Origin of the sequence: Chryseobacterium sp. JM1 (genome assembly GCF_000737715.1) — a bacterium.
Taxonomy (GTDB): Bacteria; Bacteroidota; Bacteroidia; order Flavobacteriales; family Weeksellaceae; genus Chryseobacterium.
This window is the reverse complement of the sequence record NZ_JPRN01000016.1, coordinates 61,785-76,692: the sequence shown is the minus strand read 5'-3', so window position 1 is coordinate 76,692 and position 14,908 is coordinate 61,785. Positions and strand designations below refer to the sequence as shown.

Annotated in this window: 15 protein-coding genes; 12 read left to right on the top strand and 3 right to left on the bottom strand. The window is 39.5% G+C overall.

Annotated elements, in window-relative coordinates; translation table 11 throughout:
• Positions 1-4: 4 nt before the first annotated feature.
• Complete coding sequence (locus IW22_RS20570; protein WP_034730512.1) at positions 5-907, bottom strand: ABC transporter ATP-binding protein; 903 nt, start codon at positions 905-907, stop codon at positions 5-7.
• Between the two features lie 130 nt (positions 908-1,037).
• Complete coding sequence (locus IW22_RS20565) at positions 1,038-2,021, bottom strand: gliding motility protein GldB (RefSeq protein WP_081873997.1); 984 nt, start codon at positions 2,019-2,021, stop codon at positions 1,038-1,040.
• Between the two features lie 52 nt (positions 2,022-2,073).
• Here IW22_RS20565 and IW22_RS20560 point away from each other — a divergent pair, with 52 nt between their 5' ends.
• The 10 genes from IW22_RS20560 (at position 2,074) to IW22_RS20515 (ending at position 10,174) form a co-directional block, all read left to right on the top strand.
• On the top strand, positions 2,074-2,715 hold the full coding sequence (locus tag IW22_RS20560) for a leucine-rich repeat domain-containing protein (protein ID WP_034730510.1): 642 nt from the start codon (positions 2,074-2,076) through the stop codon (positions 2,713-2,715).
• A gap of 9 nt (positions 2,716-2,724) precedes the next feature.
• Positions 2,725-3,252, top strand: coding sequence for a GNAT family N-acetyltransferase (locus IW22_RS20555; protein WP_034730509.1), 528 nt, complete (start codon positions 2,725-2,727; stop codon positions 3,250-3,252).
• A 1-nt stretch (position 3,253) separates the two neighbouring features.
• Positions 3,254-3,787, top strand: coding sequence for a GNAT family N-acetyltransferase (locus IW22_RS20550; RefSeq protein WP_034730506.1), 534 nt, complete (start codon positions 3,254-3,256; stop codon positions 3,785-3,787).
• A 287-nt stretch (positions 3,788-4,074) separates the two neighbouring features.
• Positions 4,075-4,869, top strand: a complete 795-nt coding sequence (gene nadE / locus IW22_RS20545; protein WP_034730504.1) for an NAD(+) synthase — start codon at positions 4,075-4,077, stop codon at positions 4,867-4,869.
• Between the two features lie 33 nt (positions 4,870-4,902).
• Positions 4,903-5,418, top strand: a complete 516-nt coding sequence (locus tag IW22_RS20540; protein WP_034730502.1) for a ribonuclease domain-containing protein — start codon at positions 4,903-4,905, stop codon at positions 5,416-5,418.
• Between the two features lie 68 nt (positions 5,419-5,486).
• Complete coding sequence (locus IW22_RS20535) at positions 5,487-5,795, top strand: GIY-YIG nuclease family protein (protein ID WP_034730500.1); 309 nt, start codon at positions 5,487-5,489, stop codon at positions 5,793-5,795.
• 65 nt (positions 5,796-5,860) lie between these two features.
• A complete protein-coding gene (locus IW22_RS20530) occupies positions 5,861-6,181 on the top strand; it encodes a barstar family protein (RefSeq protein ID WP_034730498.1) in 321 nt (106 codons plus the stop codon).
• A gap of 117 nt (positions 6,182-6,298) precedes the next feature.
• A complete protein-coding gene (locus IW22_RS23855; RefSeq protein WP_051891336.1) occupies positions 6,299-7,549 on the top strand; it encodes a hypothetical protein in 1,251 nt (416 codons plus the stop codon).
• A gap of 62 nt (positions 7,550-7,611) precedes the next feature.
• Complete coding sequence (locus tag IW22_RS23850; RefSeq protein ID WP_131401773.1) at positions 7,612-8,859, top strand: hypothetical protein; 1,248 nt, start codon at positions 7,612-7,614, stop codon at positions 8,857-8,859.
• A gap of 67 nt (positions 8,860-8,926) precedes the next feature.
• Positions 8,927-10,174 carry a hypothetical protein gene (locus IW22_RS20515; RefSeq protein ID WP_034730496.1) on the top strand — a complete coding sequence of 416 codons (1,248 nt, stop codon included), beginning with the start codon at positions 8,927-8,929 and terminating at the stop codon, positions 10,172-10,174.
• Between the two features lie 340 nt (positions 10,175-10,514).
• On the opposite strand, the gene IW22_RS20510 is transcribed toward IW22_RS20515, so the two are convergent.
• Positions 10,515-11,831: a T9SS type A sorting domain-containing protein gene (locus tag IW22_RS20510; RefSeq protein ID WP_034730494.1), complete on the bottom strand. Its 1,317-nt coding sequence runs from the start codon at positions 11,829-11,831 to the stop codon at positions 10,515-10,517.
• A 149-nt stretch (positions 11,832-11,980) separates the two neighbouring features.
• Here IW22_RS20510 and IW22_RS20505 point away from each other — a divergent pair, with 149 nt between their 5' ends.
• Complete coding sequence (locus IW22_RS20505; RefSeq protein WP_034730492.1) at positions 11,981-13,621, top strand: helix-turn-helix domain-containing protein; 1,641 nt, start codon at positions 11,981-11,983, stop codon at positions 13,619-13,621.
• Positions 13,618-14,748, top strand: a complete 1,131-nt coding sequence (locus tag IW22_RS20500; protein ID WP_034730491.1) for a hypothetical protein — start codon at positions 13,618-13,620, stop codon at positions 14,746-14,748. Before IW22_RS20505 ends, IW22_RS20500 begins: the two co-directional genes overlap by 4 nt.
• Positions 14,749-14,908: the final 160 nt, after the last annotated feature.

Genomic DNA, 14,908 nt, shown 5'->3' with positions numbered 1-14,908 from the left:
TGTCTTAGTTTTTAGTGATTTCCATGAACCAGTCTTCAAGACCTGCACTGTTCTTAATTTCGAAAATTTCAGCATCACTGAGGACCAGCTTTTTGATGAGAGACACAATGTTCTCCTTAGACTCAGCTGTAATTTCAATGGTGGATGAGTCTATCATTTTAGGCGAATAGCTTTCCGGAATCTGCTCTATAAATTGTGATGCGTTGTTCAGACCAATTCTGATGTGATCATATCTGTAGAGTTCGTTCAGATCTTTGATGCTACCCATAAAACGGATTTCCCCATGAGAAATAATCGCCAGATGGGTAATCATTTTTTCGATTTCCTGAAGCAGGTGACTCGAAATAAATATAGTTACGCCTTCTTCCCTGTTAAGCTTGATCAGCAGTTCACGCATTTCCAGCATTCCGTTCGGATCAAGACCGTTCACCGGTTCATCAAGGATCAGCAGTTCAGGCTTTCCCAAAAGAGTCATTGCGATGGAAAGGCGCTGTTTCATTCCCAGAGAATATCTTTTCATCTTCATGTGTCTGCTTTCCCAAAGGTCTACAAGATGAAGCACTCTTGCACATTCCGGTTCCGACAGGTTTCTGAGTCTGGAAATAATCAGAAGGTTTTCCCATCCTGAAAGATGGTCGTAGAAAGCGGCAGTGTCTATAAGGCTCCCGATTTTATGGAACCCGTCGGGATAAAGTTCTGCTAAGTTTTTATCAAATATTTTAATGGCACCGCCTTCGTCAGGAATACTGCCGATCAGCATTTTCATCGTGGTCGATTTTCCGGCTCCATTGGCACCCAGAAATCCGAAAATACTTCCTTTCGGAACGGAAAGATTTATATTTTTAAGGACAGGTTTATTCCTGGAAAATTCAAAATTTAAGTTTTGGATCTGGATTATATTTCCCATAAATGTGTATTTCGTTGGAAACAAAAATACAAATTAAATAGTAATATGCAATACAAAGTAGTGTGTTTTTAGGTATTATTTAAAAAAAAAGCCTCCAAACTGATTTGAAGGCTGTCATTTATTTAAATGTTTAAGGTTTTTTAGGCTTATACACCGCTTCATTAAATATTTTGGTGGCATCGAGTTTTAAAAATTCCTGCAGTTTAGTTTCCTGTTTCTGTCTGAAATAAGCTTTACAGATTTGCCATCCGGTAAAAATTCCGATCATAGGGGAAGACTCATTATCAATTTCCGTATAAAACTTTGAAAAAGGTCCGGGAGAAATGAAACGCTCTACCAGTCTTGGATCATCTCCGAAGATCAGGTTGCTTTCCACAAAATAATTCCAGATATTGGATTCATTGGCTACCGCCCATTCGTACTGCTTCTTCGTATAATTTATTTTCAGATAATCCGGCGTATCAGGAAGGAAAGCATCCTGGAGCATCATGATTTTTCCGTTCAGAATCACCTTGTCTATGAATTTCTGGTGATCCGGAGATTCCGTCACAATATTTTCAGCAAAGATCTGTGAAACTTTCGGCACTATATTCTGAGGATTCATCGATTTCTGAAAATACAGTTCCAATCCTTTGTAATGGGCATTACCATCACCCATAAATCCTGTTATGTCTATGAACAGAAGATTTCCTTTCGAATCATAGAAAATAGGATCCTGCGCCATTTGTAACGCCGATGAAAACAGGTAAACTTTTGGGCTTTTGAACTGTGGGAAATAATATTTCATGTGAGCAAACAGATCCTGAAGCCCTTTCTGAATCTTGGCTTCATCTATTTTTCCGGCGGCTTCTTTATAGATTTTGATCTCTTCCGCATCTGCTCTTCTTTTGCTGAAGTCGGCATCAGATACCGTTCCCTGGAACCATGGAAATTTAGCTTTAAACTGGTCCAGAGGAATATCCTGGTTATAAAACTCCTTGGAAATATCAGTCACTTCCAGTTTTTCAGCAGGTTCTTTTACTTCAACTTTCCATTGATTTTCGGATTCTTTTTTACAGGAATCCAAAGCAAGAACTAAAATAGACGAAACGGCAATAATTCTAAAAATCTTCATTATTTTTACATGAAATTTAAGTACACAAAAATAAGGATTAAAAACACAATCGATGATGAAAATTAAAATATTTGCAAGCCTCAGCCTGATTATTTCAGGATTTTCTCTTCTCTGTGCCCAAAAACTCAATTTTAAAGATCAAAACTTTGAAAAAGCTGTCGTTGAAAATTTTGACCTTAATAAAAACGGTGCACTGGAACAGCTGGAAGCCGACATGGTCACCAATCTGTTTCTGGTTCAGAAGGGTATACAATCAGCTGACGACATTAAGCTTTTTCCCAATGCGAAAATGATTATGCTGGATGACAATACTATTTCCAGTGTATCTATAGTCGGTCTCCCCCGTCTCGAACTGTTTTCCTGTACGGGATGTAAGATATCTTCTTTTAAAGGAGAAGGTCTTAAAAGCTTAGCTTCCCTATATCTTGACAACAACCTTCTGGAGAATATTTCACTGAAGGAAACCCCAAGAATTGATCAATTAACATTATCTTTAAATCAATTAAAAACCATTGATCTCACCGCGCTCAAAAACCTGAGAAAACTGAACGTTGAACATAATAAAATTCTTAAGCTTGATATTTCCGGAAACCCAGCCCTTCAGACTCTGAATGTAGGTGGTAATAAAATGAAGGAAACAGCAATTAAGATGGGAACGAAGACCGACGTCACTGTTTTCGGAACTGAGCCCTAACCTATTACTATGAAAACAGAAACAAAAAGACTGCTTTTACGAGAACTTGAAGAAACAGATATTGATAGAATGTTTCTGCTGGATTCTAACCCGGAAGTGATGAAATACATCGGGGTTCCGGTACTTACAGAAAAAAATGAGGCATTAGAAGTGATTAGAAAAATCAGGAAGCAATACGATGAAAATGGTACAGGAAGACTGGCTGTGATCGAAAAGGAAACCGGATTACTGATCGGCTGGAGTGGTCTGAAATTTCTGACTGAAGAGATCAACGGGTACAAAAATGTTCTGGAGCTTGGCTACCGCTATTTACCTGAATCATGGGGAAAAGGTTACGCTATGGAAGCTGCAAGAGCCTCTCTTGACCTTGGATTTATTGATATGAAGGCGGATGTCATCTATGCCTGTGCACATTTTGAAAATGAAGGTTCCAATCATATTTTAACAAAATTAGGCTTTGAAAAAACCGGAGAATTTGAGGAACCGGACGGGATCTGTAACTGGTATGAACTCAAACGCAATAAATATCTGCCATAATATGCTGACGATAAGACAGGAAGAGGAAAAAGATCATAAAAAGGTATTCGAGCTTACGGAAGAAGCTTTCAGAAATATGGAAGAAAGTGACCATCAGGAGCATTTTCTTGTGGAAAAATTAAGGGCTTCCGATGCTTTCATTCCGGAACTTTCTTTGATTGCTGAAACTGAAGAGGGTGAAATCGCAGGCCATATTTTATTCACAAAACTTAAAATAGTGAATGGTGACACAACATTCGAATCACTGGCTCTGGCTCCTGTTTCCGTACGTCCTGAATTTCAGAATCAGGGAATTGGAGGACAGCTTATCCTTCGCGGACATTCCATTGCTAAGGAACTGGGCTACCACTCTGTCATCCTGATCGGGCACGAAAATTATTATCCTAAGTTTGGTTACGAAAAAACCAGTAATTTTGGAATCTCTTTTCCTTTTGAAATTCCTGAGATCAATGGCATGGCTGTTGAACTCACGAAAGACGGATTAAAAAATGTAAAAGGTATAGTAAAATACCCTAAAGAATTTGGAATAAAATAGTAGCTAAGAGAACTTTTTAAATTATATTTTTAATATTTTTTATAAACATGAAGAAGTTAAGATGTTTTTGATGTAAATAATGAAAGATTGTTTAAGAATTTGCCGATGGCAAAATGAAGTACATCGCTTAAAATATCGAAGATATGCTTAATCAATCTTTAAAGTTAGGATTCTAAATGCCTTAATGTTTGAAAAAAATAACGTTAAGAATTCTTTCAACATGACGAATTAAGAAGAATATTTTCATATTGAAAACCAGTAAATATAAACACACTAAAAAATAAACAATGCAGACTCAAAAAGTAACAGATCATATTGTACAGTGGTTAAAAGATTATGCGGTAAAAGCTAAAGTAAACGGATATGTCATCGGAGTTTCCGGAGGTGTAGATTCCGGTGTGGTTTCTACGCTTGCTGCCATGACAGGCTTAAAAACCCTTCTTATTGAAATGCCGATACGCCAGAAACCGGATCAGATAGACCGTGCCTGGGAGCATATGAATGATCTGAAATCCAGGTTTCCTAATGTGGAAGCGATGTCTGTGAACCTTACTCCTGCTTTTGAAGAACTTTATAAAGCATTTGATGTAAAAGATGATCTGTACCCTAATGAGAAGCTGGCTTTTGCCAATACGAGATCGCGCTTGAGAATGCTTACCCTGTATTATTACGGACAGATCAATGGTCTTCTGGTATGTGGAACAGGAAATAAAGTAGAGGATTTCGGCATCGGGTTTTATACAAAATACGGTGATGGCGGTGTAGACGTGTCTCCTATTGCAGACCTTTACAAAACAGAAGTGTATATGCTTGCAAGATCATTAAATCTGGTTAAAAACATTCAGGAAGCGATTCCTACAGACGGACTTTGGGATGTGGACAGGACGGATGAACAACAAATTGGAGCTACCTATCCTGAACTGGAAAAAATCCAGAAGGAATACGGAACTAAAACTGCCGACGATTACGAAGGCCGTGACAGAGAAGTCTTTTTGATTTTTGACAGAATGCATAAAGCTGCTCAACATAAAATCAATCCTATCCCGGTTTGTGATATTCCTGAGAAATGGAGAGAAGGCTAATGCTGAATTATTAATGATAAGCTATAAGTTGATATGAAAGGTAAAATAAGATCGGTATTTTTTATTTGTCTGGGACTTCTCTTTGGGATGTCTGTGATGTATATCTACAATAATTTTATTGCAGACAAAAAGGGAAATACGGAGATCACAAAAACAGAAGCTTCCAGCAATGGAAAAATGTCTACTGATTCTCAAAGCACCGGCGGAAATTCTTCGTCACAGTCCATCGACCAGCTGACAGAAGAAAAAAAAGTCATTACTTATGTGAAGCAGAATCACAGGCTTCCGGATTATTATATCACTAAAAATGAGGCAAGAAAACTTGGCTGGAATCCTTCAAAAGGTAATCTCTGCGAAGTGCTACCGGGAAAAGCTATTGGCGGCGACCATTTCAGCAACCGTGAAAAAAGACTTCCTCAGGGTGAAAAATATTTTGAAGCGGATGTCAACTACAGCTGTGGAAACCGAAATTCAGACCGAATCATTTTTACCGGAAACGGTGACGTTTATCTGACTAAAAACCATTATAAGAGTTTTGAGAAGCAATAGTTAAACTTGTCATTGCGAGGAGCGAAGCGACGAAGCAATCTTTAATCATAAAAATAAACACACAAGTTATGAAACCAGGATTTATTTACATTATGACCAATAAGAATCTTACAACTCTTTATACAGGAGTTACTTCAAACCTGCCCAAACGCGTCCAACAGCATAAAGACACTTATTACGAACAAAGTTTCACGTCAAGATACAAATTATACATCCTAGTCTACTGGGAATCTTTTCAGGAAATCGGAGATGCTATTTTCCGGGAAAAGCAAATCAAGGCAGGCTCAAGACAGAAAAAACTGGATCTCATCAATTCGTTAAATCCTGAATGGAGAGATTTAACGGATGACATTGAAGATATTATGGATGTTTTTTGAGATTGCTTCGTCGCTGCGCTCCTCGCAATGACCAATATTAAATTAATAAAAAATAAAAAAAGAATATGAAGACAATATATATCGATTTTACAGACATCGGCGACTACGAAGATTTTTATGCTCAATTAAAGGAAAAAATAACGCTTCCTGACTATTTCGGGGACAATCTGGATGCGCTGTCTGATGTGATTACAGGAGAACTGGAAATGCCACTTCACCTTGAATTCGTCAATATGACAGTAGACCAACTGGAGATTTTTGAAGATCTGCTGACCACTCTGGAAGATGCAGAGGATGAAAGAGAAGATTTCACTTTCACTTATTATCTGGAACAGTACGAAGATGAGGAAAATGACGATGAGGATGAGCAGGAAGAGGAAAAATAACCATTATCTCAACTGAAATAGTTTAACTCAATATTATTCTCTTTTTTAGCAGGTTTTCAAAATAAAAGATTAATATTTGCAGCATAGCAATCATTAATCTTCTTGTAAAATCAAACTATGAAAAGAGTACAATTCTCTATGATATTCTTATTGGTGAACTTTGCTTTCATCAATGCGCAAGTAGGTATAAACAATTCATCTCCCGCCTCTACACTGGACATCACTGCAAAGGATGCTACAGGAACTTCTGGCAATACGGATGGATTGTTGGTGCCTCGGGTAGACAGACTAAGGGCGCAAAATATGTCTGCCATTCCCATATCTACACTGATTTATGTAAACAGTATCGCTACAGGAACTCCGGCCGGAACAGCAGCTAATATAAATTCTGTAGGATATTATTATTTTAACGGAACCCTCTGGACAAAGCTGGCTACTTCACTGAACATCTATAATTCTGATGGAACTTTAAACAGCTCACGAACGGTTACCACCAACGGAAATCTTTTAACCTTTGTAAACGGCGGCAACAATGTAAAAGTAATTACTTCTGCAACGGAAGGTGCACTGTCTGCCAACGGTTCTTCAAGAGGTTTTTTAAATCTGGTGGGAGGCTCTGCGAATATTGATTACTATGTAGAAAACAACGGCATCGCCCAGTTCAATGCTTCCGGAAATTCGACTAAACTCAGCATAGGTTCTACCAACGCTACTCCACTTGGACTGAAAACAAACAGTATTGAAAGACTAACTGTTTTAAGCGGTGGAAATGTAGGGATCGGAACTACATCACCTAATACAAAACTCGAAATTTCTTCTGGAACAGCCAATGTTTCAGGGACAAGACTGGCCAATCTTAATTCGGCATCTCCTATCAGCACAGGACAAACCTTAGGGGTAGACAATCTTGGAAATGTGATAACAGTGGCCAACCCGACTGCTGCCAGTGTAACAACCGCATCGGTCAACAGTACTACAGGAGCCAGTTTTAATGTGAATGATACGACGGTTACCCTAGTACCGGGAACTTCTCAACCGATCACCATTCCTACTGGCGGAAAAGCTTTATTCATCAATTTCATGCTGGGGATTGATTATGGAAGCAATCCTGCAGGAAGTGGCGCATCCTATTATGAAGCAAGATTATACATAGATGGCGTTGCTACAGACTGCTATATGCGTACCCAGGAATACGGACCGGGCGGATTCAGTGCTCAGTTCAGCTTTAATACGGTGAAATTTCTCGCAGCCGGAAATCATACGATAGATGTAAGAATGACAAGAACCTTTAACAATGGGGTGGCTTCAGGAACAAATATGGCCTGTGCTCCAATTTCTATGTCATTTAATGCGACTTATTTGAATTAATTTAAATAACATCAGCACAGTTTTTACTGTAAAAAATGAATTATCATCTTAAAAAATTTCCCATGAAAAGAATACAATTCTCCATCATACTCTCTATTTTCGGTTGTTCACTCATCTTTGCACAGATGGGAGTCAATAATAATACTCCACTTGCCACATTAGATATTGCCGCTAAAAATGCTACAGGCACTTCCACGGATGTGGATGGACTTTTAGTACCCCGAGTAGACAGGCAACGGGCGCAAAGCATGAGCAGTGTTCCAGTTTCCACCATGATCTATGTAAACAGCATTGCTACAGGAGCCCAAACCGGTACTGCTGCTAATATAGATGCACCCGGATATTACTATTATAACGGAACTTCCTGGATTAAACTGAATCCTATTAACAATATCTACACCTCAGACGGCACTTTAGGCGGAATGAGAACAGTTACGACTAATGGAAATACCATGAATTTTGTCAACGGAACCAGCAATGTAGGAATTATTACTACGGCAACAGAAGGACGATTTTCTGCTAATGGCTCCACAAGAGGCACCTTGACTTTATCCTCCGGGACCAATATAGTGGATGCTTATGTGGATAATGCCAATGCAGCACAGATCAACACTTCGGGAACTGCCACAAAATTAAGTATAGGAACGACCACTGCGACTCCTCTTGCCCTTAAAACAAACGGCACAGACAAGCTAACTCTTCTGAGCAACGGAAATGTAGGCATCGGAACGACAGCGCCTTCTTCTGCATTTGAATTAGCATCAGGAACGGCCAATACATCCGGATTAAGATTCACCAATCTTACTTCTGCATCGCCTATAAGTACAGGACAGGCCCTGGGTGTGGATACCAGTGGAAATCTGGTAACCGTTGCCAATCCCAGCCCCACGAATGTTAGTACTTCTTCGGTAAACAGTACAGCGGCGGCAAACTTTAATGTTACCGATCTGGCTGCAACTATCGTATCCGGAACTTCGCAGACCATCACTGTTCCAACGGGCGGAAAAGCTTTATTTATCAATTTCATGCTTGGGGTAGATTATGTCAATAATCCTGCTGGTAGCGGAACAGCCTATTATGAAGCCAGATTATACATAGACGGAGCGGCTACAGACTGCTATATGCGCACCCAGGAAGTGGGGATAAGCACCAATGCCTCTTTTACCATCAGCACGATTAAGTTTTTGGCAGCCGGAAATCACACGATTGATGTCAGAATGCAGAGAACATTCAATAATGGAACGACTTCGGGAGCGGGTATGACCTGTGCCCCGATATCAATGTCGTTTAATGCCTCTTATTTAAATTAAGCTTAAGCACAATAAGGTAGGACAATCTAGGCATTGCAAAAATTAATCATTATCTTAAACTTACGTCATGAAAAGATTTCAACTTTCAATTATATTTTTATTAGCGGGCATTTCAGTTGTCGTGGCACAGACGGGAATTAACAACAATACTCCTTTGTCTACGCTGGATATCACGTCAAAGAATGCAACCGGAACCACCACCAATGTAGATGGTCTCCTAATCCCAAGGGTAGACAGACAAAGAGCACAAAGCATGACATCAGTGCCGATTTCAACACTGATCTATGTCAACAGTATCGCAACGGGAACATTAGCAGGTACCGCTATCAATATAGATACAACAGGCTATTATTATTTTAACGGAACAGTCTGGACTAAAATAGACGCTCCTGTGAATATTTACACCTCAGACGGAACATTGCCGGGGCAAAGAACGGTAACCACCAATGGAAGCCCTTTACTTTTTGTAAACGGAGGTACCACTGTAGGAATTGTCACGAGCGCAGGTTTAGGAACAGTCGCTACAACCGCATCCACAAGAGGATCTGTTACCTTAACCGGAGGGACGGCTAACCTTGACATTTACACGGATGATGCTAATCAGACCCAGATTAATTCATCCGGAAGTTCAACCCAATTAAGCCTGGGAACTAATAATACAGGGATTCTTGGCTTAAAAGCTAACGGAGCAGAAAAAATCACCATATTGAGTAACGGAAATGTAGGGATAGGTACTGCCACTCCCAATACAAGACTTGAAGTTGCTTCCGGTACCGCCAATGTTTCAGGAGTAAAATTCACCAACCTGACTTCTGCATCACCCATCGGAACGGGACAGTCTATAGGGGTGGATGCAACAGGAAATATTGTCACGGTAGCGAATCCTACTCCGGCCAGTATCAACACCGCTACGGTAAACAGTACGACCGGTACCGATTATAATGTCAATGATCTTGGCGCCACTATTGTTACGGGAACTTCCCAATCTATTACAATTCCTGCAGGCGGTAAGACTTTATTCATCAATTTCATGCTTGGAATCGATTATGTAGGCAGTCCTACGGGAGGTGGGCAGGCTACTTATGAAGCGAGGCTTTACATCGATGGAGTGGCTACAGACTGCTACCTTCGTACCCAGGAAGCTTCTGCCGGAGCCAATACCCAATTTACCATCAATACCGTAAAATTCCTTACCGCAGGAAATCATACGGTAGATGTAAGAATGACCAGAGTTGTGAATAACGGAACAACTTCCGGTGTTAATATGCCCTGCAGACCTATTTCAATGTCTTTTAATGCTTCTTATATCAACTAAAATTGAGTTTGAGAGTCGGAGGGTGCGAGGGTGCGAGGGGTGTGAGATGCGTGTTATGGTGGCTTCGAGACCCTCAGCCACCATTTGGAATGTCAGTTATTCGTTAGGATATTCAATTAGGAAAGTAGCATCCTGTTGACTGGAATTCAAAACCACCAGCAGTATGTCTGAAATCTCCACTCAAAAATTCACTATTTACTTGCGAAGCAAAATTCACCATTGACATTGTCTCAATCTCAATCTTACCATTAACCTCAGTTCCTACATCACATACAAAACTCGCAGAAAATTCCTGCGAGTTTTTTTGGTCAAGTCTTTTAAAGTACGCCTAATTTTTACTTTACTGTTTAATAAATTTAAAACTCTGTGAAGTCTCCCCTTTCACGAAAATCTGCAGGATATAATTTCCTTTTGATAAAGAGGAAACGTCTATTCTGCTTTCCACAGCATTGTCTGTTTTTACTTTTTGACCGACCATATTGTATATTTCCACTTTATCTATCTTTGTGATTCCCTTGAAATAAAGAACATCTTTTACAGGATTTGGATAAATGGCTATATTGCTGTTGTGTTTTGTGCTTTCACTGGTAGAAAGCTGTATTTTCGAAAGATCCAGATAAAACGCAACGATCTGATTGGATGCATTGGTTCCTATCCCGGCTACCCTTCTTCCATCCTGGGAAATAGCCAGAGGAAGTGACATATTCACACCCTGGGTATTGATGCCCAAACCTACAGCATAATCGTTCAGGTTCACACGGCCACTTGCGGCAGTCCATATAAAGCCTTCTCCGGACATTGGAGGCGCCGCGAAAGGTCTGAAGAATCCGACTACTTTTTTACCGTCGGCAGAGATTCCGGTTGCTCCTCCTCTGAAAAAGGCTGAGGAATTTGGATGGGTAATATATGTCAGGCCGCTTACGCTGTTCCATACGTATGGATTGGGCATAGCAGCTCCTATGATCGTGGTTCCGTCGGCAGAAACATCCCCTGCTTCGCCTACATAATCGCCATTACTGTCTGTGATAAAACTTTCTACTCCATTTACCCATTGGGCACCGCTTCGGGTTCCGTTATCCTGATCCTGCCATCCGACAATGACAGATCCGTCGGCATTGATAGCATTGGCTCTGGAACTTCTGTTGGGAACTATACTTCCGAGATCTGTTACACCGTTTGTGGCATCCCATTTTATGGCATGTGCGCTTCCGGCGGTTACCCATCCCAGACCTACGATGGTATTTCCGTCTGAAGTTATTCCCCAAGTAGAACTTACATGGCCGTCCCAGCCTGTAGGAACCAGACCTCCGTGATTGCTCCAGGAAGCTGACACTGTATCATACGTAGATATTTCATTGAATCCGGTTCCGGAATTGGTCGTGGAAGAAGCTATTTTGGTACCGGTAGCATTGATGAGGGTTCTTCCGGCAGCTGGATATCCGTTGGAGATCGACCCGATCTGAACAAGACCATTGATCTCATCCCATTTAAAGATCTGCCCCGCACTGGTATGCATACTTACGACTCCTCCATCGGAAATACCCCCTACTGTATAATTTCCAACCGCCATCACAGTCAGTTGGGCATAGACAGATACAAACCCAAACAGAAAGCAAGCATATAGAGCTTTCATTGAAATTTTGTAAATCTTTTTCATAATTAATTAAGTTTAATATTTTGAATTAGCAGAAACAATATTAATATTATATTTGCCTTTTCGAAAGAATTTGACTTACATAATTCGTTAAATTTAAAAGAACAAGGAATATAAATCATTAAAATACAAACATATAACAAAAATCTATTTTGAGGACTGATCATCAGGAAGCTGTAAGAAAAACCGAAAAAAAATCATTTTTTTGCCATACTATTCTGGCTCAAACCGTTCCCATTCTGCTGGTCATTCTCTGCTCAGTCTGGGTCAAAGGACAATCCGGTCCCGACTTCAGTATTTTGGCAGATAAAGCTTTTCAGAAGTTATACCAGAATCCGGATGACTGCATCAATCATTCACAGAGCCTTCTGATCAGCGACCAAAATCCGGAGCACAGAATTGTCCTGCAGAATATCATCTCCCAGGCCTATGCTATGAAAGGAGATTATATCCAGTCCGTGAATATTTACAGCCAAAAGGAAGATTCAAAAGAAAAAGAAAACCTCTCCTATTTCCTTCAGGCCGCCGGCGATTACAATCTTGCAGATCAGTATCAGAATCTGGATCTTTACAGCCAGTCACAACGCATCATTTCCGGTCTTTTGGCTGACCATAAATTATTAAAAGTCGATAACCCACGGATGAATGTCATTACGGCTAAGCTCTATCAGCTTCAGGCCCTAAATTTCGGAATTAACAGAAACTATAATCAAGCACTGGAAAACCTCAGCAAAAGTGATCAGTATCTAGGTTTCAACAACCAGGAAAACAGGATTCTTGAAATGGAAAATAAAGTGTTCAGGGCTTCTTTTTTAATGAGACAGAATAAACTGGAGGAAGCGAAGTATCTTCTTGAATCTACACTTGTTTTAGCTCAAAAGACAGATTATTATTTTATCCAGGCATTGGCTTATGAAAACCTTTCCCGCTATTATTTTTTAAAGGAAAACTATGGTACTGCCGTTGAAATTCTTGAAAAAGGACTTTCCAGAATAGAAAATCTCCCTTACAACAGCCTGAAAGCAAAGATTTACGAATCTTTATCCAAAAATTATTTCGCTCTTCATCACGATGAAAAATACCATCAGTATAATAAATTGTATACTGAACTCCGGACAAAACTGGATTCCAGCACCAAAGAAGGCATCCGCTATATCGTCAAACTCGTGGAGACCAACCAGAATAATAATCTGGAGTTCCAGAAACAGAAACAACTTAAAAAGATAAGTTTAGTCTCAGGTGGCTTCTTCATGGTAATTTTGAGTCTTCTGATTTATTTTTTAATGCTGAAAAACAGCAACAAGGATCTTAAAAAACAGTCAGATTTCTTTGAAAAACAGAAAAACCAGGAAGAACTGGCAATTCAGAATCTTTCTGGAGAAACCTCAGCTGCTGATAAAACGACAGAAAAAGACCCTCATAAAATTTCAAAGGAAAAGGAAGATGAAATCCTTCAAAAACTGGAAGACTGGGAAAAACAGCAACGATATCTGGACAAAAGCATGACGATTTCCGCATTGTCTTCCCAAATGGGTGTGAATACAAAATATCTTTCCGAGGTGATCAACAGCAGTAAAGGGAAAAATTTCAATGCTTACATTAATGAATTAAGGATCAATCATATCGCACGTCTGCTGAGAACGGACCCGGTTTATCTTAACTACAAAGTAAGTTATCTGGCGGAATATTCGGGATTCTCGTCGCACAGCGCATTTACCACCGTTTTTAAATCTGTGACGGGAATGTCTCCCAATGCATATATCCAGGAAATCAGTAAAAGCAGAACATTATGAAATTGACATTAAAAATCATTACAGCAATCTTTTTGTGCCTCTGCCTCTCAGTTTCCGGACAAAAAACTTCTTTTGATTCCCTGATGAAAAAAGCCCGTCTTGAGATTTATGACAATCCGGATAATACCATCAGGATTGGGAAAAACCTCATTGCAAAAGAGAAAGATATTCATAAACAGATCAGCATTTATCAGCTTCTTTCTACGGCGAATATCGCAAAGAGAGATTTCGACCAGTCGCTTCAATACCTTTTAAAAGCTAAAGAAACCGCAGAAAAAACAAATGACCTGAAAGTCCGTACCAGTGTTCTGATCTCAGCTGCCATCCAGTACCAGCAGATGGAACTGTTTAGCAAAAGTCTTGAAACGCTGAACGAAGCCGATCAGTATCTGGCTAAATTTTCGGATGACGTACCAGAAAAACATATTGAAACGGCAAGAAGCTACGCGATCCGTGGAATGATTTATAAAAGCCAGTCGAATCCCGAAATTGCCCTTGAAAAATTTCTAATCTCCATCCGGAATTTTGAAAAAATAGAACATAAACAGACCACGTATTCCAATATGAGTGTGGTCTTCTATAATATCGGCTACTGTTATCTTAATATTAGTCAACTTGAAAAAGCCCATCAGGCATTTATACAGTCTGCAGAATATGCCCGCAAAAACAAAGCAAAAAGTCTGGAAGCCTTCGCATTAAAAGGAATGGCTGAAATGTTCAAGCAGAAAAAGGAAAATGAAACAGCCTTAGCATTGCTTATCAAAGCCGAAGATCTCAGCAAAAATACCGGTGACCTGATTCTCAATGAAGGAATATACAAGGAAATGTCCGAAAACTATCTCGCCATGGGGAAACCCAATTTGTATCAAAACTACAGCAAGAAGTATTTTGAAATGCGTTTTCAGAGGGAACAGAACGAATTGAGTTCTATCAATCATTCCATCAATGAGCACAATAAGGAAACGATGAAGAAAAGTACTGAAATGAAAACCCGGTATCAGTATTTTACAGGGATTATCGTTGGTATTGGAAGTCTTATCGTTATTCTACTCGTTTCTTCCATTTTCAGGATCAGAAAAAGGAATCTTCAGTATAAACAAAAAATCCATAATCTTATACAATCTTGAATAAGGGATTATCTTATCAATAGGAATATCTAAAAATAAGCTGTCATCTCTCTTTTTACTCTCCACTTTTTTATTTTTTACGAAAATAACAATTTCCCGAACACTATATAATTAACTAAATATCAATTATTTACAAAAACAACATGTAAATACATTGATA

What these genes read in the sequence shown, in the direction of transcription:
- IW22_RS20560 (WP_034730510.1), top strand. Translation starts at nt 2,074, where the DNA reads ATGATGAAAATTAAAATATTTGCAAGCCTCAGCCTGATTATTTCAGGA.
- IW22_RS20510 (WP_034730494.1), bottom strand. Translation starts at nt 11,831, where the DNA reads ATGAAAAAGATTTACAAAATTTCAATGAAAGCTCTATATGCTTGCTTT.
- IW22_RS23850 (WP_131401773.1), top strand. Translation starts at nt 7,612, where the DNA reads ATGAAAAGAATACAATTCTCCATCATACTCTCTATTTTCGGTTGTTCA.
- IW22_RS20500 (WP_034730491.1), top strand. Translation starts at nt 13,618, where the DNA reads ATGAAATTGACATTAAAAATCATTACAGCAATCTTTTTGTGCCTCTGC.
- IW22_RS20565 (WP_081873997.1), bottom strand. Translation starts at nt 2,021, where the DNA reads ATGAAGATTTTTAGAATTATTGCCGTTTCGTCTATTTTAGTTCTTGCT.
- nadE (WP_034730504.1), top strand. Translation starts at nt 4,075, where the DNA reads ATGCAGACTCAAAAAGTAACAGATCATATTGTACAGTGGTTAAAAGAT.
- IW22_RS23855 (WP_051891336.1), top strand. Translation starts at nt 6,299, where the DNA reads ATGAAAAGAGTACAATTCTCTATGATATTCTTATTGGTGAACTTTGCT.
- IW22_RS20515 (WP_034730496.1), top strand. Translation starts at nt 8,927, where the DNA reads ATGAAAAGATTTCAACTTTCAATTATATTTTTATTAGCGGGCATTTCA.
- IW22_RS20530 (WP_034730498.1), top strand. Translation starts at nt 5,861, where the DNA reads ATGAAGACAATATATATCGATTTTACAGACATCGGCGACTACGAAGAT.
- IW22_RS20555 (WP_034730509.1), top strand. Translation starts at nt 2,725, where the DNA reads ATGAAAACAGAAACAAAAAGACTGCTTTTACGAGAACTTGAAGAAACA.
- IW22_RS20535 (WP_034730500.1), top strand. Translation starts at nt 5,487, where the DNA reads ATGAAACCAGGATTTATTTACATTATGACCAATAAGAATCTTACAACT.
- IW22_RS20570 (WP_034730512.1), bottom strand. Translation starts at nt 907, where the DNA reads ATGGGAAATATAATCCAGATCCAAAACTTAAATTTTGAATTTTCCAGG.
- IW22_RS20540 (WP_034730502.1), top strand. Translation starts at nt 4,903, where the DNA reads ATGAAAGGTAAAATAAGATCGGTATTTTTTATTTGTCTGGGACTTCTC.
- IW22_RS20550 (WP_034730506.1), top strand. Translation starts at nt 3,254, where the DNA reads ATGCTGACGATAAGACAGGAAGAGGAAAAAGATCATAAAAAGGTATTC.